This is a genomic window from Streptomyces sp. DT224 (assembly GCF_049844595.1).
Taxonomy (GTDB): Bacteria; Actinomycetota; Actinomycetes; order Streptomycetales; family Streptomycetaceae; genus Streptomyces.
On record NZ_JBNCLI010000004.1, the window covers coordinates 76,639 to 100,164 of the forward strand.

15 protein-coding genes are annotated in these 23,526 nt (G+C 72.8%); 6 read left to right on the forward strand and 9 right to left on the reverse strand.

Annotated features, from left to right (window positions below; translation table 11 throughout):
- The first annotated feature begins 84 nt into the window (after nucleotides 1-84).
- Entirely contained in the window at nucleotides 85-2,619 is a 2,535-nt protein-coding gene (locus ACLQ2N_RS10735) for a SpoIIE family protein phosphatase (RefSeq protein WP_425811460.1), read from the forward strand.
- A 236-nt stretch (nucleotides 2,620-2,855) separates the two neighbouring features.
- On the opposite strand, the gene ACLQ2N_RS10740 is transcribed toward ACLQ2N_RS10735, so the two are convergent.
- The gene (locus ACLQ2N_RS10740; RefSeq protein ID WP_425811462.1) at nucleotides 2,856-4,328 is read right to left on the reverse strand and encodes a DHA2 family efflux MFS transporter permease subunit; all 1,473 of its coding nucleotides are present in this window, start codon (nucleotides 4,326-4,328) and stop codon (nucleotides 2,856-2,858) included.
- A 79-nt stretch (nucleotides 4,329-4,407) separates the two neighbouring features.
- On the opposite strand from ACLQ2N_RS10740, the gene ACLQ2N_RS10745 reads away from it, so the two are divergent.
- Complete coding sequence (locus tag ACLQ2N_RS10745) at nucleotides 4,408-5,118, forward strand: TetR/AcrR family transcriptional regulator (RefSeq protein ID WP_425811464.1); 711 nt, start codon at nucleotides 4,408-4,410, stop codon at nucleotides 5,116-5,118.
- Here the strand turns inward: ACLQ2N_RS10745 and ACLQ2N_RS10750 are convergent.
- The 3 genes from ACLQ2N_RS10750 to ACLQ2N_RS10760 all read right to left on the reverse strand — a co-directional run bounded on the left by ACLQ2N_RS10750 (nucleotide 5,108) and on the right by ACLQ2N_RS10760 (nucleotide 7,974).
- Nucleotides 5,108-5,905: a thioesterase II family protein gene (locus ACLQ2N_RS10750; RefSeq protein WP_425811466.1), complete on the reverse strand. Its 798-nt coding sequence runs from the start codon at nucleotides 5,903-5,905 to the stop codon at nucleotides 5,108-5,110. The two genes, ACLQ2N_RS10745 and ACLQ2N_RS10750, sit on opposite strands and share 11 nt — an antisense overlap.
- A gap of 67 nt (nucleotides 5,906-5,972) precedes the next feature.
- Complete coding sequence (locus ACLQ2N_RS10755) at nucleotides 5,973-7,295, reverse strand: geranylgeranyl reductase family protein (protein WP_425811468.1); 1,323 nt, start codon at nucleotides 7,293-7,295, stop codon at nucleotides 5,973-5,975.
- Nucleotides 7,296-7,488: 193 nt separating this feature from the next.
- Complete coding sequence (locus tag ACLQ2N_RS10760) at nucleotides 7,489-7,974, reverse strand: potassium channel family protein (protein ID WP_425811470.1); 486 nt, start codon at nucleotides 7,972-7,974, stop codon at nucleotides 7,489-7,491.
- Between the two features lie 343 nt (nucleotides 7,975-8,317).
- Here ACLQ2N_RS10760 and ACLQ2N_RS10765 point away from each other — a divergent pair, with 343 nt between their 5' ends.
- Nucleotides 8,318-10,918 (forward strand): SpoIIE family protein phosphatase, encoded by a 2,601-nt coding sequence (locus ACLQ2N_RS10765; protein WP_425812342.1) that lies wholly within the window; start codon nucleotides 8,318-8,320, stop codon nucleotides 10,916-10,918.
- A 75-nt stretch (nucleotides 10,919-10,993) separates the two neighbouring features.
- Here the strand turns inward: ACLQ2N_RS10765 and ACLQ2N_RS10770 are convergent, their stop codons facing one another.
- Nucleotides 10,994-13,177: a discoidin domain-containing protein gene (locus ACLQ2N_RS10770; protein WP_425811472.1), complete on the reverse strand. Its 2,184-nt coding sequence runs from the start codon at nucleotides 13,175-13,177 to the stop codon at nucleotides 10,994-10,996.
- 464 nt (nucleotides 13,178-13,641) lie between these two features.
- Here ACLQ2N_RS10770 and ACLQ2N_RS10775 point away from each other — a divergent pair, with 464 nt between their 5' ends.
- Nucleotides 13,642-15,090, forward strand: coding sequence for a helix-turn-helix domain-containing protein (locus ACLQ2N_RS10775; RefSeq protein ID WP_425811474.1), 1,449 nt, complete (start codon nucleotides 13,642-13,644; stop codon nucleotides 15,088-15,090).
- Nucleotides 15,091-15,148: 58 nt separating this feature from the next.
- On the opposite strand, the gene ACLQ2N_RS10780 is transcribed toward ACLQ2N_RS10775, so the two are convergent.
- Nucleotides 15,149-18,631 (reverse strand): M28 family peptidase, encoded by a 3,483-nt coding sequence (locus ACLQ2N_RS10780; RefSeq protein ID WP_425812344.1) that lies wholly within the window; start codon nucleotides 18,629-18,631, stop codon nucleotides 15,149-15,151.
- 333 nt (nucleotides 18,632-18,964) lie between these two features.
- On the opposite strand from ACLQ2N_RS10780, the gene ACLQ2N_RS10785 reads away from it, so the two are divergent.
- Together ACLQ2N_RS10785 and ACLQ2N_RS10790 are read left to right on the forward strand one after the other, a co-directional pair.
- Nucleotides 18,965-19,885 (forward strand): aldo/keto reductase, encoded by a 921-nt coding sequence (locus tag ACLQ2N_RS10785; protein ID WP_425811476.1) that lies wholly within the window; start codon nucleotides 18,965-18,967, stop codon nucleotides 19,883-19,885.
- Nucleotides 19,882-20,874, forward strand: a complete 993-nt coding sequence (locus tag ACLQ2N_RS10790) for an aldo/keto reductase (RefSeq protein ID WP_425811478.1) — start codon at nucleotides 19,882-19,884, stop codon at nucleotides 20,872-20,874. The genes ACLQ2N_RS10785 and ACLQ2N_RS10790 overlap by 4 nt, the downstream gene beginning before the upstream one ends.
- Here ACLQ2N_RS10790 and ACLQ2N_RS10795 read toward each other — a convergent pair whose 3' ends face one another.
- From ACLQ2N_RS10795 to ACLQ2N_RS10805, 3 genes are all read right to left on the reverse strand, one after another.
- On the reverse strand, nucleotides 20,875-21,957 hold the full coding sequence (locus ACLQ2N_RS10795) for a serine/threonine-protein kinase (RefSeq protein ID WP_425812346.1): 1,083 nt from the start codon (nucleotides 21,955-21,957) through the stop codon (nucleotides 20,875-20,877).
- A gap of 206 nt (nucleotides 21,958-22,163) precedes the next feature.
- Nucleotides 22,164-22,637, reverse strand: a complete 474-nt coding sequence (locus tag ACLQ2N_RS10800; RefSeq protein WP_164398671.1) for an Lrp/AsnC family transcriptional regulator — start codon at nucleotides 22,635-22,637, stop codon at nucleotides 22,164-22,166.
- 140 nt (nucleotides 22,638-22,777) lie between these two features.
- Nucleotides 22,778-23,368, reverse strand: coding sequence for a lytic polysaccharide monooxygenase auxiliary activity family 9 protein (locus ACLQ2N_RS10805; RefSeq protein WP_425811481.1), 591 nt, complete (start codon nucleotides 23,366-23,368; stop codon nucleotides 22,778-22,780).
- Nucleotides 23,369-23,526: the final 158 nt, after the last annotated feature.

Sequence of the window (23,526 nt, forward strand, 5' to 3'; positions counted from 1 at the left end):
CTTCTGCGTGTCCGCGCCCCGCCGGGCGCATGGGCCGGGCGGCTCCGACGTGCCGCACCGGCCGGCCGGGAGCATCCTGGCTGTGTGACCTGGCACGGCGCGGCCGGGCGGCTGCCCTTCGGCCCGAGCGACGGCCCGCCCGCACAACCGGAGGACGGCCGGGCGCCGGGCGACCTGTCCCTGGTGCTCGCCCAGTCCGTCGTGAACGCCGTCGAGGCGGTCGGCGGCCGGGCCGGCGGGGTCTACCTCCCCTCGCGCACCCCCGGCCTGCTCCGGCTCGCCGTCCTCGCCGGGCTCCCCGGCCCCCTGTTCCGCCCCTGGTGGCGGATGCACGTGAACCGGCCGTTCCCGGTCGCCGAGGCGTTCCGCACCGGCAGCCCGGTGTACCTCGCCGACGCCGAGGACGCCATGCGTCGCTTCCCGCAGCTGATGGCCGGACTGCCGTTCCCCTTCGGCTCCCTGTACGTGCCTGTGCTGCGCCGACGCGCACCGGTCGGCGTCCTCGTCGTCCTGCGCGCCGCGACCGGCGACGAGCCGGTGCCCACCGCCGACCGGGGCCGTCTCCAGCACGTCGCCCGCGGCCTGGGCGCCGACCTTGCCGCCCTCGCGGAGGCGGGCGTCCGGCCGGAGTGGGAGGGCGAGCCGCTCCCCGTACAGCTGCCCGCCAGGACGTCCCCGCCCGTGCGCATCGGCCGCTTCGACTGGAACCTCACCACCGGTGCCGTCGAGGCCGACGACGACCTGTCGGCGATCCTCGGCACCGGGACCGGCCGCTTCCCCGGCACCATCGACGCCCTGGCCGCCCGGCTCGCACCGGAGGACGTCTACGGGCTCTGGGCGCTCGCCCGGCAGGCGGCGGGATCCGGCGGCCCCGTCGTACGCCGGATGCGGCTGCGCGGCCCGGACGGGCGCTCCCACCTGCTGGAGGTGTCCGGGCGCCGGCAGGCGCACGAGGGGCCCGGCGGGCACCTGACCGGCTTCCTGGTGGACCTGGGCATGGACCCGGTCGTCGCCGAGGCCGCCGACCGGCTCCCGCGCGGCATCTTCTCGCTCGACCGCTTCGGCCGCTTCACCTACGTCAACCCGCTCGCCGAGGACATGCTCGGCCGGTCCCGCGCCGCCCTGGTCGGCCGGGTCTTCTGGGAGGCGCTGCCCTGGTTCGCGAACCCGGCGTACGAGGACCACTACCGGTCCGCGATGATCTCCGACGCCCCGGTCCACTTCCTCGCCCGCCGCGACCCGCCCCCCTGGCTCTCCGTCTCCCTGTACCCGGGGCAGGACGGCCTGACCGCCGTCCTCACGCCCGCCGAGAAGCCCGCCTACGCCCCGGACTCCGTCGTCACGCCCGGACTGGGGCTCGGCTCACCGGCCGACCGGTCCGCCGCCCTCTACCGGCCGGTCGCCCTCGCCATCGCGCTCACCGAGGCCGTCACCGCCCGGCAGGTCTCCCGCGTGGTCACCGAGGAGCTGCTGCCCGCCTTCGGCGGCCGGCAACTGGCGATCTACCTGCTCAAGGAGGGCCACCTCTACCTGGAGTGGGAGACCGGCTTCCCACCGGGATTCCTCGACCGGTTCGACGCGGTCGGCCTGGACGCCCGCATCCCCGGCGTGGAAACGCTCACCACCGGGCGCCCCATCTTCTTCGAGTCGATGCAGCGCCTGGCCGCCGCCTACCCGGGCATCCCCATGGACACCGACGTCGGCGCCCGCGCCTTCCTCCCGCTCATCGCCTCCGGGCGGCTCGTCGGCTCCTGCATCCTCGGCTTCGACCAGCCGCGCGGCTTCAGCCCCGAGGAGCGCACGGTCCTGACCGCCCTGGCCGGACTCATCGCCCAGGCCCTCCAGCGGGCCCAGCGCTACGACACCGAGGCCGCCCTCGCCCGTGGCCTCCAGGACGCCCTGCTGCCGCACCGGCTGCCCGCCGTCCGCGGCATCGACACCCAGGGCCGCTACCTCGCCGGCACCCAGGGCATGGACGTCGGCGGCGACTGGTACGACGTAATCGAGACCGGCGGCCGCCTCGCCCTCGTCATCGGCGATGTGCAGGGGCACGGCGTGGCCGCCGCCGCGACCATGGGCCAGCTCCGCAGCGCCGTACGGGCCTTCGCGCTCAGCGGCCACGACCCGCAGGAGGTCATGAGCGGCACCAACCGCCTGCTCATCGACCTGGACACCGGCCAGTTCGCGAGCTGCTGCTACATCGTGACGGACCCGGCCACCGGCCGGACGCACGCCGTGCGCGCCGGGCACCCCCAGCCCGTCCTGCGCCGGCCCGACGGCACCGCCGAGGTCATGGAGCTCCCCGGCGGCATCGTCCTGGGCATCGACGGCGATGCCGCCTACCCCGTCACCGAACTGCACCTCGACCCCGGAGCCACGCTCGCCCTGTACACCGACGGCCTGGTCGAACAGGCGGGCATCGACATCGACGTCGGGGTCGAGCGGCTGCGCGCCACCCTCCAGGCCCTGGGCACCGCCCCGCTCGCCGACACCGCCGACCACGTCATCGGCCGGGCCCGCCAGGCCGCGGACCGCCCCGACGACATCGCCCTGCTCCTCGCGGCCCGGTGGACGGGCGAGGACGGCGAGACCGTGGGCGGGCGGCCTGAGAACCTCTGACCGGGCCCGGCGTACCCGTGCCCCGCAGTTCGGTGTACCGAACCTCGTCGGCGGTGACACCGGCGCGCGCGTATTTCCCCTTGACGGTGGTGCCCTTGTACGGGCCGGGCAGGACAGGGGAATGCCGGTGGGACGGCTCGTGGAAACCTCCGGAGCGCGCCGCCGGGCGGTGACCCGGCGGCGCGGAACGGAACGGCTTCGCGGGTACGGGGAGCGGGCGTGGGCGGCCGGGTGGCTCAGGCGTGGCCGGTGGCCGGCTCCGGGCCGGCGGACGACTCCTCCGGCGCCTCGGGGGCGGCCGGTCCGGGCTTGGGCCTCCCGGGCAGCAGCAGCCCCGCGGCGAAGACCACGACGGCCGCGGCGACCGGCCACCAGAAGGCGTGGGAGAAGGAGCCGGCGGTGGGAGCCGCGTGGGAACCGCCGCCCTGGAGGATGAGGGCGACGACGGCGATGCCGAGCGAGGCGCCGATCTGGTTGAGGATGAAGACCGCGCCCGTGGCACCGGCGACCGACTCGCCCGGGACCGTCTTGTAGACCGAGCCCATCGTGGGCGCGCCCACCAGGCCCATGCCGAAGCCGGCGGCGAACTGCGCGGCGGTCAGGGCCACCTGGGAGGTGCCGGAGCCCGAACCGGTGAAGACCAGGGCGCCGGCGCCGATCAGCAGCGCACCGGTCGGCACCAGCCGCCGCGCGCCCACCTTGTCCGCGAGGTTGCCCGCGATCGGCATCCCGATCAGCGTGCCGAGACCCAGCGGGGCGAGCAGCAGCCCGGATTCCAGGACGGTGTGGCCGTGCACCTGCTGGTAGTACAGCGGCAGCAGGAACAGCAGCGAGAACAGTCCGCCGCCGAGCAGGAACATCGTGGTCACGCTGGCGCTGAAGCCCTTGCCGGCGAACAGCCGGAGGTCCAGCAACGGCGTTCCCGAGGTGCGCAGCGCGTGCACGGCGTACGCGACGAACAGGGCGGCGCCCCCCGCGAGCCCGATGATCACCTTCGTACTGCCGAAGCCGTCGCCGCCCGCCTGCGACAGCGCGAACACGATCGCGGCGAAACCGGGGGAGAGCAGCGCGACGCCCAGCGCGTCGAACGGGACGGGGTCGCCGCCCGGCGGCGGGTCGGCCGGCAGCACCCGGATCGCCAGGACGATCGCGGCCAGCGCGAAGGGGACGTTGACCAGGAACATCCACTCCCAGGAGAAGGTGTCCAGCAGCAGCCCGCCGACCACCGGGCCGATCACCGGTCCCAGCGTGATCGGAACGGAGACCAGGCCCATGACCCGGCCGATCCTGGCGGGTCCCGCGGCGCCCGCCACCACGGTCATCATGATCGGGTCGACCATGCCGCCGCCGAAGCCCTGGACGACGCGGAAGGCGATCAGGCTCTCCGCGTTCCGGGCGAAGGCGCAGAGCACCGAGCCGATCAGGAACACCGAGAGGCCGATCAGCCACATGCGCTTGGCGCCGAACCGGACCACGGCCCAGCCGGCCAGCGGAATCGCCAGCGCGACCGCGAGCAGATAGCCGGTGGTGACCCACTCGATGGTGGCCAGCGTCGCGTGGAACTCACCGCCCAGCGTGCTGATCCCGACATTGACGATCGTCGCGTCCAGATACGACATCATCCCGCCGAGCACCATGACCCCGACCAGCGTCAGCAGCGCGGCATCGAGCCGGGCGGCGCCGCTTCCTACCGGCTTTGCTACAGGCACGGCAACTCCTTTGAACTGAGCCGGTCATTAAATTTAACTGGGTAGTTAAATTAGGTGGCTGGCACCGTAGCATGGGCCCATGAGCGTTGGCGAGAAGGAAGAGACGGACGGACGCCCGGCGGACCGCGGGCGCCTCGACAAGCGCCGGGCGATCGTGGAGGCGGCCCTGCGGGTCTTCGCGCAGGCCGGATACGCGCAGGCGAGCCTGGACGTGATCGCCGCCGAGGCCGGGGTCTCCAAACCGACGATCTACAACCACCTGGGCTCGAAGGAGAAGCTCTTCCGGTACGTCCTTATGGAGACGGCGGCCCGGTCCAACGCCAAGACCCTGGACGTTCTCGCCGACTTCCCCAGCGACCCGGACCGGCTGCGCCCCGCGCTCGAGGACCTGGCCACCAAGCTCGTCGACTGCTACTGCGACGAGCAGTCCGAGGCCGTACGCCGGCTGCTGTACGCGGAGGCCGTGCGTTTCCCCGACCTCTTCGACGCGGTACGGGCCAGCGGGCCCAACCAGTTCACCGAGGCGCTCGCGGGCCGCCTCGCCCGGCTGGCCAACGCCGGGCACCTGCGGGTCGAGGACCCGGTCAGGGCGGCCAACCAGTTCATCGCGCTGGTCTACGACGAGCTGCCGGGGATGAGCGCGCTGGGAACCCGCCCGCTGGACCCGGCGGAGGTCGCCGAGGTCGTCACGGCGGGCGTCGACACCTTCTTGCGCGCCTTCGGCGCCCACGGGAAAGCCCCCGACGCGCCGGGGGCGGCGTCGGGGGCTTCCGGCGGGGTCAGCGGCTGAGCCGCCCCTGCGCCGGAGCGGCGGACAGGGACACCGCCAGCTCCGCGATCACCGGCAGATGGTCGTCCAGGAAGAAGTGCCCGCCCGCCAGGACCCGCATCGCGAACGGGCCCGTGGTCGTCTCGCGCCACGGCCCCACGTCCTGGGGCGCCACCTCCGGGTCACCGTCCCCCGTGAGGGCGACGACCGGGCACGTCAGGAGGCCGCCGCCCGGCACGTACCCGGCGACGGCCGCGTAGTCGGCGCGCAGCGCCGGCAGGATCACGTCGAGCAGTTCCGGACTGGCCAGCACCGCCGGGTCCGTGCCACCGAGCTTGCGGACCCGCGCGAGCAGCGCCTCATCCGATTCCGACCGGCCGGAGCCGAGCCGCGTGGGCGCCCGCCTGCCCGACACGATCAGCGCCGACGCCCCGTGGCCCGGTACGCCGGACAGCCGCAGCGCCACCTCGTGGGCGAGCGAGGCGCCCATGCTGTGCCCGAGGAGGACGCGCGGCCCGGCAGGTGCGGGGCCGGCCGCCAAAGCCTCGGCGATCAGGTCGGCGAGCCGGTGCAGATCCTCGACGGGCTCCTCGCGATAGCGGTCCTGCCGGCCCGGGTACTGCACCGCGCGTACGTCCAGCGCGTGCCGGACGGCCTCGGACAGCGGACGCCAGAACCCCGCCGTACCGCCCGCGTGCGGGAAGCACACCAGCTCGGCGCGGGCGTCCGTGGCGTGGTAGCGGCGCAGCCAGGCTTCCGGGCGCGCGCCCGCTCCCCGGCCGGTCTCTTCGGTCTGTTGCTTGTGCATCGATTGCCTTCGGTTCTCACATCTGGTGTGCGGGGTGTCCACCGGCGAACGGTGAGCACGCTCCGGATCAGCGGCGCCGGGCGCCCGGCGCCGGCACCAGGCGGACCGCCGTGTTCAGGACATGGTCGATCGCGTCGCGCGAGGGGTGCTCCGTGAGGTTCGTGAGGAGCCTGGCCAGGGTGTTGAGCAGGGCCGGCGAGCCCATCACGTACCGGTTCAGCACCGGCTGGAAGCCCGACCGGCTGAAGATCAGATCGGCGGCGGTGTTGCCGAGCCGGTAGTAGCGGCCCCAGCGCCGGTTCATCTCGGCCGGGTAGTGGCGCAGTGCACGCTCCCGCCTCGGCCCCGGCGGCAGCGCCAGCGCCAGCGCCGTCGTCTCGGCGGCGACCTCGCCCGCCTCCATCGCCTGCCCGATGCCCTCGCCGTTCCACGGGCTGACCATGCCCCCGGAGTCACCGACGAGCAGGAGCCCCCGGGTGTACAGCGGGTGGCGGTTGAAGCCCAGCGGCAGGGCGGCGCTGCGCACCGGCCCTTCGGCGTTCTCCTCCCGCAGCCCCCACTCCTCGGGCGTACGGGCGAGCCACCGGTCCAGCGTGGCCCGCAGGTCCGCGCTGCCGTGCCGGCGGTGGGGGAGCGCGCCCAGGCCGACGTTCACCCGGCCGTCCCCCATCGGGAAAATCCAGCCGTACCCGGGCAGATAGGCGTCGCTCCTCGGGAGGCGCAGGTCGGCCCAGAGTTCGAGGAAGTCCTCCCGGGACCGCTCCGGGCTGCGGTAGTAGCGCCGGGCGGCCGTGGCGATCTGCCGCTTGGCGTCCCGCTCCAGCCCCATGGCCAGGGCGATCCGGGCCGAGGCGCCGTCGGCGGCGATCACCACGGGAGCCCGGTGCACCACCGTGCCCGCCCCGGCCGCCGCCGCCACCCCGGTGATCCGTCCCGCCCGGTCGGTCACCGGCTCCTTCACCTTCACCCCGGTACGCAGCCGGGCCCCGGCCGCGACGGCGTGCCGGGCCAGGATGTCGTCGAAGTCGTGCCGGCTGCGGGTGAGCCCGAAGTCCGGGAAGCCGCCCAGCGCCGGCCAGTCGATCTCCACCTGCCGGGGCCCGGCCACCCAGCGCATCCCGCGCGACCGGGTCCAGCCGGGGGCCTGGATGTCGACGCCCATGCGGATCAGCTGGTGCACCGCGCGCGGGGTCAGGCCGTCCCCGCACACCTTCTCGCGCGGGAAGCGGGACTTCTCCAGGAGCAGCACATCGACCCCGGCTCTCGCGAGGTGGTAGGCGGCGGACGAACCGGCCGGGCCCGCACCGACCACGATGACCTGCGCCTCCTCGCCCGCGTCGTGAGCGGTCTCCTCGTCCGGCGGCGACTGCTCTGCACGCGTCTCCCGCATGGGGCTCCCTCCTCTGTCCGGCGTCGCCGCCCGGGGACGACGACCCTGTACAGCGCCATCCTGCCGGTTTCCCGGGCCCCGGGGAGGGTGATCAAAAATGCTGGCGCCCGGTACCGGGCCGTTCATACACGGCCGGGTGACCCGGGCCGTGTCCGGAAGGGCGGGGCACGGCCCCGGCCCGACGCCCCGCCGTTCAGCCCGGCGGCCTGTGCCCCGCGTCGGCGAGCAGCCGCTCGATGCGGTCGAAGCGCTCGTGCAGCAGCCGCTCCGTGTCGTCCCGCATCCGGCGCGCGGCGTGCTCGGCCTCGGCGGTCAGCCGGTGACGGCGCCGTTGTTCGTGCCCGACGAACCAGGTCGCGAGGGCGGCCGTGACCATCCCGTACGTCGTGATGCCGACACCCATCACGACGACGGCGACGATCCGCCCCCACAGCGTCACCGGGAAGAGGTCCCCGTAACCGACGGTCGTCGCGGTCTCCACCGACCACCACAGCCCCCGCGGATACGAGGTGATCGTGGCGTCCGGCGCGTGCCGCTCGGCCAGGACCACCAGCCAGGAGCCGGCCAGCACGGTCAGGGCGAGCAGTACCGTCGCCCAGCCCGCCGCCTTCAGATGCAGTGAGCGGTTCTCCCGGCCGAGCAGCAGCTCGACCGCCTTGGTCAGGAATACAGGCACCATTTCCGGATCATCGGGCCACGGCGGCGCTCCCGGCTCCCGGGCGCGCACCCGCCGACGGCGTGTCACCCGATCGCGCCCCGCCCGGCCCGCCGGGGCACATGGGCCGGTCCCGCACGCCGATCGCCCTGCGACGATCCGTGTTAAACCTGGATATGTGGGTGGCACAGGTCGATTCCGGGCGAGGTTTCACCGCTCCGCCCGGCGTCCGCAGCGACACGAGGGCGGCCACCCGGGCGGTGACGCACCCGCGCCCGCCGGCCCGCCGCACGGGCGGATCTCCCCGGGGCGCGGTCCGCGCTTCCTCTTCAGCGTCCGCACCGTCGCCGGACAGTTCTTCGTCCTCATGCTCGGCATCGTCGTCCTGCTCGACGCCGCCGCCGTCGTCGCCCTCGTCGTGCAGGGCCGGCGCGACAGCATGAGCGCGGCGCGGGCCCAGTCCCTGAGCGTCGCGGAGACCTTCGCGCACGCCCCGGGCGTGGCGGCGGCGCTCGACAGCAAGGACCCCACGGCCGCCCTCCAGCCACGCGCCGAGGAGATCCGGCAGAGCACCGACGTCGAATACGTCATCGTGGCCGGCACCGACGGCATCCGCTACACCCACCCCGACATCGCGCTCATCGGCAAGCAGATCCCCGGCCCGTTCAAGGAGGCCCTGGAACACGGGCCGGTCACCCGGACCGTCGACGCCAGCCGGGGCAAGGCCGTCAGCTCGGCGGTGCCCGTCCCGCGCAGGGACGGAACGCCTGCCGGGCTGGTCGCGGTGGGCATCAAGGTCGCGGCCGTGAACAAGCTGGCGTACCCGAGCATCCCGCTCACCGTCGGCGCGGGGGTCGCCGCCCTCGCCCTCACCACGGCCGGCGCCGCCCTGGTCAGCCGCCGGCTCAGCCGCCAGACGCGCGGCCTCGGCCCGGCCGAGATGACCCGGATGTACGAACACCACGACGCCGTGCTGCACGCCGTGCGCGAGGGCGTCCTCATCATCGGCGCCGACCACCGGCTGCTGCTCGCCAACGACGAGGCCCGGCGGCTGCTCGGCCTCCCGCCCGACGCCGAGGGCCGCGCGGTGACCGACCTCGGGCTGGCGTCCGGCACCGCGGAGCTGCTGGCCTCCGGGCAGGTCGCCACGGACGAGCTGCGGCCCGCCGGGGACCGGCTGCTGGCCGTCAACCTCCGCCCCACCGAGGAGCGCGGCGGCCAGCCCGGCATGGTCGCCACCCTCCGCGACACCACCGAACTGCGGGCACTCACCGGCCGGGCCGAGACCGTACGGGAACGGCTGACGCTCCTCTACCGGGCGGGCGCCCTGATCGGGACGACCCTGGACGTCACCACCACCGCTCAGGAACTCGCGGACGTGGCCGTCCCCGGATTCGCCGACAGCGTGACGGTCGACCTGGCCGACGCCGTCCTGCGCGGCGGGGAGCCGGGACCGCCCACCGGTGACACGCTGGAGCTCCGCCGCACCGCCGTCCGCAGTGCCACCGAGGATCACCCGTTCCACCCGGCCGGGCACGTCGTGGGTCACGTCCCGACCACCGCCGAGGGCCTGGGCACCGGCGTCGGGCACACCTGGATCGTCTCCGACCTGGCCGCCTCCCGGCAGTGGTGCGAGAGCGACCCGGAACAGGCCGCCCGCGTCCTGGAGTACGGCTACCACTCACTGCTCTCGGTGCCGCTGCGGGCCCGCGGCGTCATCCTGGGCATCGCCAACTTCTGGCGCGCGCACAACGAGGAACCCTTCGACCTCGACGACCTCTCCTTCGCCGAGGAACTGGTGGCCCGCGCCGCGGTCAGCGTCGACAACGCCCGCCGCTACACCCGCGAGCACGAGATGGCGGTCACCCTTCAGCGCAGCCTCCTCCCGCGCGGCCTGCCCGAGCAGAACGCCCTGGACGTCGCCTACCGCTATCTGCCGGCCCAGGCGGGCGTGGGCGGCGACTGGTTCGACGTGATCCCGCTGTCCGGCGCCCGGGTCGCCCTCGTCGTCGGCGACGTCGTCGGGCACGGGCTGCACGCGGCGGCCACCATGGGCCGGCTGCGCACGACCGTCCTCAACTTCTCCACGCTCGACCTGGCACCCGACGAACTCCTCGGCCACCTGGACGAACTGGTGGTCAGGATGGACCAGGACGAGGAGTCGGACGGCGGCGCGATCACCGGTGCCACCTGCCTGTACGCGATCTACGACGCCGTGACCGGCCGCTGCACCGTCGCCAGGGCCGGCCACCCCGGGCCCGCGCTCGTGCTGCCCGACGGCACGGTCGGCTTCCCGGAGATCCCGGCCGGACTGCCCCTCGGGATCGGCGGCATGCCCTTCGAGATGACCGAGCTGGACGTCCCCGAGGGCAGCCGCCTCGTCCTCTACACGGACGGTCTGGTGGAGCGCCGCGACCGGGACATCGACGACGGCCTGGACCTGCTGCGCCGCTCGCTCGCCGACCGCGACCGCACCCCCGAGGAGACCTGTGACGACGTGCTGGAGGCCCTGCTGCCCAGCCGCCCGGGTGACGACGTGGCCCTGCTGGTCGCCCGGACCCGCACCCTGGATCCGTCCCGGCGCGTCGAGTGGGACGTGCCCCCGGACCCCGCCGCTGTCGCCGGAATCCGTAAGCAGGCCATGCGCTGGCTCTCCGACCGGGGCCTCGAAGAGGAGGGCTTCGTCACCGAACTCATCCTGAGCGAGCTCGTCACCAACGCCATCCGCTACGGCTCCGGGCCCATCACGGTCCGGCTTCTGCACGACAGGGCCCTGACCTGCGAGGTGTCGGACTGCAGCAGCACCTCCCCGCACCTTCGCTACGCCACCACCACCGACGAGGGCGGCCGGGGTCTCTTCCTCGTCGCCCAGTTCGCGGAGCGCTGGGGGACCAGGTACACCGACCGGGGCAAGGTCATCTGGTCCGAGCAGGCACTCGGCGGCCCGCCGCCCGGCGGACTGCTGTGAGCGGACGCGGGGCCCGGCGGACTGCCGGGCCCCGCGCCGGTTCACCTCAGGTGCCGGATGTCCTGCGTGTCCCCGTCAGGGGTAGGACACCACGTTCGACGGCACGGTCGAGGTCCCGGAGGTCGGGGCGCCGGTGTCGTTGATGACGTGGTTGTACTGGCCCTGGCCGCCGAGTGAGACGACGAGCAGGTCGTGGAACTTCACGCCTGCCTTGACCGGGGCTTCGAAGCCGTGGTCCTGGCGGATGCCGGGGTCGACGTTGAAGTAGCAGTAGCTGCCCAGTCCCCAGCCCTCGTGGGTGGTGACCGAGTCGTCCACCTTGTAGGCGGCGTAGCCCTTGATGCTGCCGTTCTGCACGGCGTCCTGGTTGGGGGCGTCGTACGCCTTCTCGTTCTGGAAGAAGATCGTCTTGCCGTTCTCGCCGGACCAGCGGACGTCGTACTTGTTGAAGTGCTCGACGAAGAGCCCGGTGGCCAGGACGTTGTCGCCGTTGACCTGGAGGCCGTAGTCGGAGCGGTTGGTCTCCCAGCCGATGCCCTCGCCGTGGTCGGCGCGCCAGAGCCAGGTGTGGTCGATGATCGTGTCGTTGCTGTTGATCACCATGCCCGTGGTCGCCTTGCCGGCGCCCGCGCCGCCGACCCGGACGAACACGTCCTGGACGCTGGTCGGGTTGGCGGCGTGGCTCGCGGAGGCGCCCTCGGGGCCGACCTGCACGAGGACCTGGGAGTTCTGCGGTCCGGCGTCCACGAGCAGTCCGGCCAGCTTCACGCCGTCCACGTCACCGACCTTGAGGGCGGTGACCCCGTTGTCGGGGATGATCGTGGCGAGGCCGAGGCCCAGCACGACGGTGTTGGCGCGGTCGATGTTGATCGTCTGGTTCACGTGGTAGATGCCGGGTGTGAACAGCAGGTGCAGGCCCTGCTGGACGGCCGCGTTGATGGTGGCGGCGGTGGCCCCCGGCTTGACGACGTAGAACTGGCTCAGCGGGATGGACTCGCCCTGCGGGGTCCCGCTCCAGGAGACACCGCGCGCGTTGGTGCGCTTGGCGGGGACGAAGACCTTGTAGTCGTTGCCGTCCAGGTAGAGGAACGGCTTCTCGCGGGAGACCGGGGTGTTCTGCAGGGTGGTGTACGGGGGGTTGGGGAAGCTCTGCGCCGGGGCGCCCTCGACGCCGGAGAACGTCATGTTCCAGACGCCGTTGCCCCAGCTGCCGATGGAGCTGTCGCGGGTGTACCACTGCTGCTGCGAGTACGGGCCGACCTGGCCGTCGATCTTGCTGTCGGCGATGTAGCCGCCGCTCGCCCAGCCGTAGCCGTTCGGGGCGAGGTTGAGGCCGCCCTTGACGTGCATCCGGCGGAACGGCGCGGCCTGCGAGACCGCCCAGCGGTCGGTGCCGCTGACCGGGTTCAGCGCCAGGTTCTCCGCCGAACGCCAGAAGTTCTGCGTGGCGTTGCCGTTGAACCAGCCCGCGTCCACGGTGACATCACCGTTGAAGGTGGTGTCGTCGGGCTTGAGGCCGAGGCCGGCGATCGACGTGTAGAAGCCGATCTGCGCGTTGATGTTGTTGTACGTGCCCGGCTTGAAGAGCAGCGCGTAGCGGCCGTTGCCGAACTGCGCCGACTCCTGCTGGTGGAAGATCTCGTCGACCTTGGCCTGGATGCCCGGCGTCGACGGGTCGAAGACCAGGACGTTGGGGCCGAGGTCACCGCCGCCCGGGAGCTGCGGGCCACCGTCGCCGCCGGTGGTGCCGAACACCTGGAACTCCCACAACGAGTAGCCGTACCCGGTGGCGCGGGCGGTGCCGGTCAGCCGCACGTAGCGGGCGGTGCCCGAGACGTTCAGCGTCTCGTTGCCGCCGGGGCCCGTGGTGGTCGAGTAGGCCGTGCTCCAGGTGTTGTTGTCCGTGGAGAACTCGATCTTGTAGCTCTTGGCGTAGGCGGCCTCCCACTTCAGCGCGATCTGGCTGACCGAGGCGGAGGTGCCCAGGTCGACCTTGAGCCACTGCGGGTCGGAGAACGCGCTCGACCAGCGGGTGCCGTTGTCGCCGTCGACGGCGGCGGTGGCGGGGGTGCCGGCGCTCTCCTGGCTGGACGTGGTCACCGTCTTGCCCTGCGAGAGCAGGGAAGGGGCCGCGCCGGCCGGGGTGGAGGGTACGAAGGCGAGGAGCGAGACGACGAGACCGGCGACGGCGGCCAGTACGCCGGTGCGTCTTCTTCCGGTCGAAGGTGCGGGTCTGCGGAGCGAGGGGGGTCCATACATGGGGGCTTGTCTCCTGAGTCGCGGAACGGGTGCACGACACACAGCCGGAGAGCGCTCTCTCCGGCCGATGGGGATACTTCACCCTGGCTTCCGACGCGTCAATAGGTGTGCCGGAACAGCTTGTTCACGTGGCCCTGAGAACAACAGTTGACGACGGAAAGCTCACGAGTGTCCGCCTTGCGGACATCTTGCGGGCGCCGGTGCCCGAGAGCTGACGCACCGTCGGTTCAGGTGATGACGGGGTGCGTACGGGAGTGAGTAGGGCCCGAGCGGGTCGTTGCCACCGCAATCACCGGGCGAGCGCGCCGGACGCGCGGACCTCTCCGCCGCCGACTCCCGCGCCTGTTACCGGACATGTTGTTCCCGCCGTGGGGACAGCGGCCCCGGCCCCTCGCTATCCTCCGGGGCATGAGCCGTGAGCGTGGCGCGAGAAGCAGCCCTGACCAGGCGCGACGAGGCCCGGGGTGACCGAGGTGACGGGCCCCGCACCCGCGGACGCCCGGGGTATCCAGGCGTGGCGGTCGTTCGGCACCCGGCTGCGTCGCTGGCGCAGGCGGGCCGGTCTCACCCAGGCCCAGGTGGGCGCCCGGGTCGGCTACGACCACACCGCCATCAGCAAACTCGAACACGGCAGCCGCCGCACCCCGCTCCCGCTGGCCCGCCGCCTGGATCAGCTGCTGCGGGCCGACGGTGACCTCGTCGCCGCCTGCGAGGAGGCGGAGGCGGAGGCGGGTGAGCGGGCGTCGGCGGTCCCTGTCGCGCCCGGACCCCTTACCGCCCCGGTCCGGCAGGACCCGCTGCCCGGCGAGCCCCGAGGCGGGGAACTCCCGGCGATGCTGCCTCCGGATACCGTCCTGCCCGGACGGCTCCCGGCGTACGGCCTGGTCTGCCCGCTGCACGGGCGAGACGGCTGCGCGGTCCCGGCGCTCGCCGATGTCGTCGCCCTGCACGCGCGGTTCTGCGTTCTGGGCCCCGACGCCGCCGACCGCCCTGCCCTGGACACCGACACGGTGCACGCACTGACCGCGCTGCTCGCCGTCTGCCTGCGCGCCGACGAGGAGCGCGCCTGGCCCGGAGCGACCGCCGTGGTCGAGCGCACCCTGCACGCGATGCTCCGTTGGATGGCCCTCCCGGCCGCCCCGTACCAGCGCCAACTCGCCGCCCTGGCCGCCGAGTACGCGCAGTCGGCCGGCTGCCTCCGGCTCCTGTGGGGCCGCAACGGCACGGCGATGGCCTGGCTGGACCGTTCCCTGGTGTGGGCGGCCGTGTCCGGCCACGTCGGCGTCCGGGTGGCGGCGCTCAGCGACATGAGCACCCTGGCCAGGCTGGAGGGCGACGGCCCGTCCGCCCTGGCGTACGGCGAGGCCGTGCGCCAGGCAGCGGCGGGCCGCCACTGGGCGGGAGCCATGAGCGACCTGTACCAGGCGCGCGGCCACGCGGTGCTCGGCGACGCCGACCGCACCCTGCACCACATCGCCCGGGCCTGGTCGCAGATGGATCTGGCCGGTGAGCGGGACGAGGCCGAGGCGCCCTGGCTCTCCGTCGCCTCCGTGCGCCTGCGGGTGGAGTCCGGCGCGGCGGGCGCCCTGCGCGACCTCGCCGCCGCGACGGGGGAGCGCCAACACGCGCTGCGCGCCCTGGACGCGGCCGGCAGCGCGATCCGGCTGCTGCCACCGGGCCTGCACTCGGCCCGCAGGCTGCTCCTGGCCCGCACGGCGGACGCGTACGTCTGCGCGGGCGAACCGGCCGCCGTCCCGGCGGTGGCCGGACCGGTCCTGGACAGCACCGCGGTGCACCCCGCGACCCTGCTCGGCCAGGAGCTGCGCGGACTGTACGGGCGACTGGCCGGCCGCTTCGACGGGTGCGCGGAGACCGGGGACTTCGTCCGCAGGCTGGCCGCAGTCGTCCGCTGAAGCACAGGGGCGGGGCGTGTGGTCCACGCCCCGCCCCTCGTACACACGCCCTCGGCGGTCAGCTCACGTCCAGGGCCACGTCGTCCACGACGAAGCTGGTCTGCAGGTAGGCGTCCTCCTTACTGGTGAAGCCCAGCGTCACCGTCTGCCCGGCGGCCGACGCGACATCGAAGGTCCGCAGGACGTAGCCCCCGGCCGCGTCGAGGTTCGAGTACGTGGCCAGCGTCCGGGACCCCAGCTTCACGGTGAACGTGTCGTACGCGTTCCCGTCGGGCGTCTCGGCGGAATCGGTGCGCAGATAGAACGACAGCCGGTACGACGAGCAGCCGGCCGGCACGGTCAGCGACTGCGTGACGTAGTCGGAGTGGGTGCTGCCCCAGCCGCCGAGCCACGCCTGGTACGAGCCGCTGTGCGCGGGCTTCTCGGAGGTCCGGTTGTTGATCACACCGTCGGTCTGCGTCCACGGTGCGGTCCCGCTCTCGAACCCGCCGTTGGTCACGACCTGCCGGGACTGGCAGCCGCCGCCGCCTCCGACCACCAGCGAGTAGGTGGTGGTGTGGGTGGCCGTGCCGGTGCCGGTCACGGTGAGCGTGTACGTACCCGCCGCGGTCTGGGTGCTCGCGGAGACCGTCATCGTGGCGGACGAGCCCGACTGCACCGACGTGGGCGAGAAGGAGACGGTCACGCCGCTCGGCGCACCGGACGCCGAAAGCCGGACACTCTGCGCGTCGCCGCCGGTGGTGGCCGTGGACACGGTCGCGGTGACCGATCCGCCCGGCTGGACGCTGCCCGAGACCGGGTTCACCGAGACGGAGAAGTCGTCGTCGGGCGCGGTGGAGCCCACGGCGGACTTCCACAGCGTGTACGCGACCCCGTCGGCGCTGCGGTTCAGCGCGGTGGCGCTGATGTTGGCGGTGGTGTCGCAGGAGGAGTGGTAGCACGGGTCGTACGAACGGCCCGCCGTCCCACCCCACTTGGACGCCTGCCCGGAGGTCTTGGTGTCACTGGCCCCGGTGGCGTACCCCGAGGTCGCGATGCCCGCCTGCTGGAAGGAGTAGTCGTCGGAGCGGCCCTGGCCCTCCACGTTCTCCTCCGGGGCGAGACCGAGGGAGTCCCAGTACGCCTTCATCGGGGCCGACGCGGCGGAGGTGAGGTTGTTGATGAAGTAGCCGCCGTTGACCGAGGCCACCATGTCGAAGTTGTAGTAGGCGGTGATGGCGCTGCGCTGTGCCGGACTCAGCTGGCTCACGTAGTACTGGGAGCCCTGGAGGCCCTGCTCCTCGCCGTTCCACCAGGCGAACCGGACGTGCTTGGTCATGGTGGGGTTCTGCTGGGCGAGTGCGAGCGCGTTCTCCAGCAGGGTGGCCGAGCCGGAGCCGTTGTCGTTGATGCCGGGACCGGCGGACACGCCGTCCAGGTGCGCGCCGAACATCAGGGTGCTGCCGGCGGGCCCGCCGGGCCAGTCCGCGATGAGGTTCTTGCCGGCGTAGGTGCAGGTGGCGCAGGTCTGCTCGGTGACGGTGTAGCCGGCCGCCTGGAGCTTGCCCTTCACGTAGGAGAGCGAGGCGTTGTAGCCGCTGCTCCCGGCCCGCCGGTTGCCGCCGTTCTGCGAGGCGATGGTGTTGAACTGGGTGAGGTGCGCCTGCACCTCGGCGACGTCGATGTCGGGCGGGGTGCCGCCGGGCGTGCCGCCGCCGTCATCGACGGTGAGGGTGTACTGCGCGGTGTGGTCCTGGGTGCCCGCGCCCTTCACGGTGAAGGTGTACGAGCCGGGGGCGGCGGCCGACGTCGTCGAGACGGTCATGGCGGAGGTGCCGCCGGACTGCACGGAGGACGGGCTGAACGAAACGGTCACCCCGCTGGGCAGGCCGCTCGCGGACAGGTTCACCGTCTGGGCGCTGCCGGAGGTGACCGTCGTACGCACGGTGGCCGTCACCGAGCTGCCGGGCTTCACCGAGCCGGACGCCGGGTCCAGGGACAGCGAGAAGTCGTTGTTGCCGCTCGGCGAGCAGGTCGGGTCACTGCTCTGGGCGGGCACGCTGACCGCGTCCCACGCCGCCTTCGTGCGGTTGTACAGCGTGCAGGTGGCGTCGAGGTTCCTGGCCGCGGTGAGGGTGGCCGTACGGTAGCGCTTGTACGTCATGCCGCTGGTCTTCAGGAGCATGCCGCCGTAGAACACCTTGCCGGCGCTCTGGATGCCCACACCGGTCACCGAGGAGTTGTTGCAGGTCGGGCTGGAAGGCTTGCCGCCACCGGGGCTGGAGCCCTCGGCGAGCAGGTAGAACCAGTGGTTGAGGGGCCCGGCCGCCGCGTGCTCCTCGGTGTTGGGTATGGAGGAGCTGTAGCAGTTCGGGTCGCCGATCTGGCCGGGGTTGTACATGATCCGGATCGGCCCGTTGCCGACGAGGTCGATCTTCTCGCCGACGGTGTAGTCCGGGTCGTCGTACGGGGCCGGCTCATTGGTGTACGCCTCGGTCAGCGCGCCCATGATGTCGCCGGTGGCCTCGCCGAGCCCGGACTCGTTGTTGGCGCCGCCCGGGGTGTACTGGTCGATGCCGTGGCCGAACTCGTGGGCCACGACGTCCATCGCGCCGATCCACTGGTTCGCCTGGTTGTGGCCGATGGAGACCGTGGAGCCGTCCCAGTAGGCGTTGACGTCGTTGAGGCCGACCTTGACCGGCCAGCTGCGGCCGTTGCCGTCGTGGCCGTTGCGGCCGAGCCAGTCGCGCAGCATGTCCCACTCGTGCTGGGCCGCCCACATCACGTCGACGCAGCCGGTCTCCTTGCTGGACGCGCTGCCGGTGCCCCAGGAGTCGGTGGACTTGGTGAACACGCTCCCCGTGCTGTAGTCGGCGCAGCTGAGGCCGGTGCGACTCGGGTCGCGGAGCGCGTAGCTTCCGCCGGAGGACGTGGTGTTGATGGTGAGCGGGCTCGGCCCGTTCCACTGGCTGTTGCCGGTGCCGGCGCGCACGTCGTCGTAGCTGTCGAGGACCGCGCCGGTGCCCGCGTCCACGAACACGTGCAGCCGGCTGGGCGCCTTCGCGGTCCGGCCGGTGAGTACGGTCTCCCAGGCCAGCCGGGAGCGCTTGCCGGTGGCCCGGACGACGAGCCGGTGGCTCTCGACCTTGTCCACCGTGCGCAGTTGCCTGCGGGAGGTGGCCTCGGCGGTCTTCGCGGAGACGGTCGCGGTGGTGGGCACGTTGATGCGCCGCGAGACCGCCGACTGCGAACCGCGCACCCGCCCCTTGGAGTCGGCCACCACGACGGCGTCCCCGCCGACGACGGGCAGGCCGCGGTAGGTGCGCTCGTACGCGACGGAGTAGAGGCCGTTGATCCACGGGGTGACCATCCGGCGCTCGTAGCGCTCCTCCGGCCCCTTGGCCAGGGTGTCGAGCCCGCTGGCGGCGGCCTTGTCGGCGGCCGAGACGGCGGTGGTGAGTGCCTTGGGGGCGGGCGGCGGTGCGGGGTCCGCCGAGGCGGACGGGCCGCTGACGGCGACCAGCATCCCGGCGAGGACGGCCAGGGTCGTCCCGGCCGTCATCGGTCTGCGTTTCATCGAGGCTCCTCATGGTGTCCGTGATCGAGCGACCGAACACTCACATGTGGTCATGACCTCGTCAACGAACTGCGGGCGCCCGCAAGGGAGTTGGCAAGTCCTGTCAAGTCGGGAGGACGTGCCGCGGGAAACGCACGAGAAGGGGGGATGGACAGGCGAGGAGGGGGACGTTATCCTGCACTCTCACCAGAATGGTGATCTGCACGCAACTGTCGAGGCGATCATATCACTCAATCGGCAGGCATGCAAGCACTTCTGGCTACCCTTCATGTGTTGTCTTTCCTCCTCCTGCTCCAACCCACAAGGAAGGCACCAGCCTTGACCTCGTACTCCCTCACCGCGGCGGCCGCCGGCACCTGGCGGCTCGGTGATCTGACCGTCAACCGGATGGGCTTCGGTGCCATGCGGCTGACCCAGAACGGCCGGGCGTTCAGCGACGAGCGCACTCCGCACGACCGGGACCGGGCCGTCGCGGTGCTGCGCCGCGCCGTCGAGCTGGGCGTGAACCACATCGACACGGCGGCCTTCTACTTCTCGCCCCTGCGCTCGGCCAACGAGCTGATCAACCGGGCGCTCGGCCCCTACCCGGAGGACCTGGTCATCGCCACCAAGGTGGGCCCGGGCCGCGGCCCCTCCGGCGACTGGCTCGACTGGGCCCGCCCCGAGCAGCTGCGCGGCCAGGTCCAGGAGAACATCCGTCAGCTCGGCCGCGACCACCTCGACGTGGTGAACCTCCGGATGAACGGCAACCGCCCCGTCTCCGACCTCTTCGGCGCCCTGGCCGAACTGCGCGAGGAAGGGCTCATCCGCCACCTGGGCCTGTCCAACGTCTGGCCGGAGCAGATAACCGAGGCCCGGGCCATCGCCCCCGTCGTCTGCGTGCAGAACCGCTACGGCGTCGGCGAGCGGCGCGCCGACTCCCAGGACGTCCTGCGCCTGTGCGGTGAACTGGGCATCGCCTTCGTCCCCTTCTACGCCATCGCGGGCGCCGGCCGGGAGTCCGGGGTCGTCGCCGAGCACGAGGCGCTGCTCGACGTGGCCCGCGCCCGGGACGCCTCGCCCGCCCAGGTCCGGCTGGCATGGAGCCTCCAGCAGGGCCCGCACGTCCTGGCCATCCCGGGGACCGGCGACCCCGCCCACCTGGAGGCCAACGTGGCGGCGGGCGCCCTGCGCCTGACCGACGAGGAGATGGCGCGCCTCACCGCGCTCGGGCAGGCCACCGGGGCGGACGTAGCATGATCCCCATGGAACAGCGCGAACTGGGCAGGACCGGACGCAATGTGTCGGTCGTCGGACTGGGCACCTGGCAACTCGGCGGGGACTGGGGTGAGGTCCGCGAGGAGGACGCCCTCGGAGTGCTCGACGCGGCCGTCGAATCGGGGGTCACCTTCTTCGACACGGCGGACGTCTACGGGGACGGCCGCAGCGAACAGCTCATCGGCCGCTATCTGAAGGAGCGGCCCGACGCCGGGGTCTTCGTGGCGACGAAGATGGGCCGTCGCGTCGACCAGGTGCCGGAGAACTACACCCTGGACAACTTCCGCGCCTGGAACGACCGCTCCCGCGCCAACCTGGGCGTCGACACCCTTGACCTCGTGCAGCTGCACTGTCCGCCCACCGCGGTCTACTCCTCCGACGAGGTGTACGACGCGCTGGACACGCTCGTCGCCGAGCAGCGCATCGCCGCCTACGCGGTCAGCGTCGAGACGTGCGCCGAGGCGCTGACGGCCATCGCCCGCCCGGGGGTGGCGAGCGTCCAGATCATCCTGAACCCGTTCCGCCTCAAGCCGCTGGACGAGGTCCTGCCGGCGGCGCGGGCGGCCGGTGTGGGCATCATCGCCCGGGTGCCGCTGGCCTCCGGTCTGCTCTCGGGCAAGTACACCGCGGACACCGTTTTCGCCCCCGAGGACCACCGCACCTTCAACCGGCACGGCGAGGCGTTCGACCAGGGCGAGACCTTCTCCGGCGTCGACTACGGAACGGGTGTGGCCGCCGCTGCCGAGTTCGCCGCGCTGGCCCCCGGGGGAGCGGCCCCGGCGCAGACGGCGCTGCGCTGGATCATCCAGCAGCCGGGTGTCACCAGCGTCATCCCCGGCGCCCGCTCGACGGAGCAGGCACGGGCCAACGCGGCCGCCGCCGCGCTCGTCCCGCTCCCGCAGGGCACGCTGGACGCGGTGCGCGACCTCTACGACCGGAGGTTCCGCGCGACGGTCCACGACCGCTGGTAGTCACCGCCCGGAGAACAGGCTCATCCCCAGGAACACGGCCGCCAGGAAGGCGATCGCACCCGCGATGGCACTGGCCACCCTGGGCCGGCGCCGGATCGCCTCGCCGGCGGTCCGCCGCCGGCCCGTCCCGGTCCTGGCCGCCGCACGCCGTCCGTGCCCGCCAGGTCCTTGCGGGGTGCCGTGTCCCGCCGGTGCCTGCGGCAGCCGGTACGTCGTCGGCGCACCGGAGTCCGCTCCGGGCAGCGGGGCGGGCGAGGCGGGGAAGTGCGCGGGGGCCGGCACCCGCGCGGGCTCCGGGTGGTGCGGCGGCAGCGGTTCCGGGCGGCCCCGCCAGGCGTCGCTGTGGAACCAGTCGGCGACCTGCTGGGCGGTGGGCCGGTCCTCCGGCTGCTTGGCCAGCAGACCGAGCAGGTACGTGTCGAAGGCGGCGGGGACGTCCACGCCGCGGCGGCGCAGCGGCACCGGAGGCGTGTCCACGTGCTGGTAGAGGGTGGCCGTCGCGGTGTCCGAACGGAACGGCGGCTCGCCGAGCAGCAGTTGGTAGACGACGCAGCCGAGCGAGTACATGTCGGACGCGGCGTCGGCCGTCCGGCCGAGCGCCCGCTCCGGGGCGAGGTAGAGGCTCGTACCGACGATCTGGCCCGTCGTCGTCAGCGCGGCGGACGGGTCGTCCACGAACTGCGCGATGCCGAAGTCCCCGATCTTGACGGTGCCTTCGCCGTCCAGCATGAGGTTTCCGGGCTTGATGTCGCGGTGGACGATGCCCTGGCGGTGCGCGGCGGCCAGCCCGGCGGCGGCCTGCCCCGCGATGCGGGCGGCCTGTTCGGGGCCCAGCCGTTCCTGGGCCAGCAGCAGATCCGCCAGGCTCCGGCCCTCGACCAGCTCCATCACGAGGAAGAGCCGGTTCTCCCAGGCCCCGAAGTCGAAGACGGCCACCAGATGAGGGTGGCTCAGGCGGGCGGCGGTCTGGGCCTCCAGACGGAACCGGGCGGTGGCCGACTCGTCGGCGTGTTCCCCGAGGAGCAGCTTCACGGCGACGGCACGGCCGAGGACTTCGTCGGTGGCCCGCCAGACCTCACCCATCCCGCCCCGGCCGATGGCGGATATCAGCCGGTACCGACCAGCAACCAGCACCTGTGCACACCAATCTCGATAGCTCGGCCTCGCGCGGCCCGGACCGAGGACCGCTTCGACTGCCGCGGCGACGGCCTCGCCGGGGCGAGAGCGGGGTGGGGGAGCGCGGCAAGATCAGGATATCCGGCGCGCGGACCCCGTACGACCGGCCCTCCTCAACGGGCGGCGCCGCCCAGCGATTCGACGAGGGGAAGCAGCCGGTGCGGCACACGTTCGCGCAGTGCGACCTCGGTCCGGGTCCTGACCACGCCGGGCAGCCGGATGAGCCGTTGGATGACGTCCTCCAGGTGCCCGTTGTCCCGGGCGACCACCCGGGTCAGCAGGTCGCCGCCGCCCGTGGTCGAGAACGCCTCGATGATCTCGGGCACGGCGGCGAGAGCGTCGCCGACCTCGTCCAGGTGGCCCTGCGTGACCTCCAGGTGCACGAAGGCGAGGACGGGGTGGCCGAGTGCGGCGGGGGAGAGGAAGGGGCCGCTCCCGGTGATCACACCGTCCCGCTCCAGCCGGTCGATGCGTGCCTGGAGGGTGCCCCGGGCGATGGACAGGATGCGTGCGTACTCGCGCACGCTCGTCTGCGGCTGCTCGATGAGCAGCCGCAGGATACGGGTGTCGAGTGCGTCCACCGCCATGCTTCGCCGGCCTCTTTCGGTGCGTCCTCCGGGGGCCAGCGACTGTACCAACGGCCTCCGTCCGCGACGGTCCCCGCGTCACCGTCGCGGCCGGATGTGCCCCGCGCGCGGGCGGGTGGCGCGGGGCACGGGCCGGACGGTCAGAACTGCACGTCGGAGCAGGCGTAGAACGCGTTGCCGGTGTCGGCGATCGTCCACACGCCGAGAATCAGGTGCTTGCCGGACTTCTGCGGCAGTACGCCGGAGTGGCTGACCGTCGAGCCGGGCAGCCGTCCGCCGAAGGGCACCGTGAGGAACGGCTGCGTCTCCAGGTCGGCCCGGGTGAGCGGCCTGGCGGGGTCGTAGCCGTCCTTGGTGATGTAGTAACGGAAGTCGGTCGTGGCGTGCCGGGCCTCGATCCGCCAGTTGAAGGTGTAGTTCTGGCCGGCGGTGACCTTGGTGGCGGGCCAGGCGCCGCCGCGCGGGTCGTCCAGCTCGGAGAAGCGGCCGATGCCGCCCGAGCAGATGTGGCCGTCGGCCGGGCCCCGGGTGGGGAAGCCCTTCGGGCCCTCGACGCTCGGGGGCTCCCACTGGATCTGCCCGCAGCGCTTGACGGTGCCGATGCCGCAGAGCTGCTGCCGGCTGATGGGGGAGTCGGTGTAGCCGTGGCTCTGGGCGGGGGCCGAGGTGGCCAGCAGGGCCGCGCCGGCGACCGCCAGCCCGGCCAGTAACGAAGTGATCCTCTTGCGCATACGTCGCTCCTGGATGTGTGGGGTGATGTCCGGAGAGTGCTGCGGTCTAGACCAAGGATGAGCGTAGCGATGGCAATTTGACATGTCTAGACCAAGGGAAGTGCGTCACGGGGCGGCCCTCGGTGGTGCTGGTCCGTTGGCCGGCGGCTGGTTGTTCA

Bases quoted from the DNA above. Each gene is read 5' to 3' on its own strand.
- ACLQ2N_RS10800 (WP_164398671.1), bottom strand. From the start codon at position 22,637: ATGGCGGTGGACGCACTCGACACCCGTATCCTGCGGCTGCTCATCGAG.
- ACLQ2N_RS10805 (WP_425811481.1), bottom strand. From the start codon at position 23,368: ATGCGCAAGAGGATCACTTCGTTACTGGCCGGGCTGGCGGTCGCCGGC.
- ACLQ2N_RS10750 (WP_425811466.1), bottom strand. From the start codon at position 5,905: ATGCACAAGCAACAGACCGAAGAGACCGGCCGGGGAGCGGGCGCGCGC.
- ACLQ2N_RS10795 (WP_425812346.1), bottom strand. From the start codon at position 21,957: ATGGGTGAGGTCTGGCGGGCCACCGACGAAGTCCTCGGCCGTGCCGTC.
- ACLQ2N_RS10770 (WP_425811472.1), bottom strand. From the start codon at position 13,177: ATGTATGGACCCCCCTCGCTCCGCAGACCCGCACCTTCGACCGGAAGA.
- ACLQ2N_RS10760 (WP_425811470.1), bottom strand. From the start codon at position 7,974: ATGGTGCCTGTATTCCTGACCAAGGCGGTCGAGCTGCTGCTCGGCCGG.
- ACLQ2N_RS10780 (WP_425812344.1), bottom strand. From the start codon at position 18,631: ATGACGGCCGGGACGACCCTGGCCGTCCTCGCCGGGATGCTGGTCGCC.
- ACLQ2N_RS10765 (WP_425812342.1), top strand. From the start codon at position 8,318: ATGCTCGGCATCGTCGTCCTGCTCGACGCCGCCGCCGTCGTCGCCCTC.
- ACLQ2N_RS10755 (WP_425811468.1), bottom strand. From the start codon at position 7,295: ATGCGGGAGACGCGTGCAGAGCAGTCGCCGCCGGACGAGGAGACCGCT.
- ACLQ2N_RS10745 (WP_425811464.1), top strand. From the start codon at position 4,408: ATGAGCGTTGGCGAGAAGGAAGAGACGGACGGACGCCCGGCGGACCGC.
- ACLQ2N_RS10790 (WP_425811478.1), top strand. From the start codon at position 19,882: ATGATCCCCATGGAACAGCGCGAACTGGGCAGGACCGGACGCAATGTG.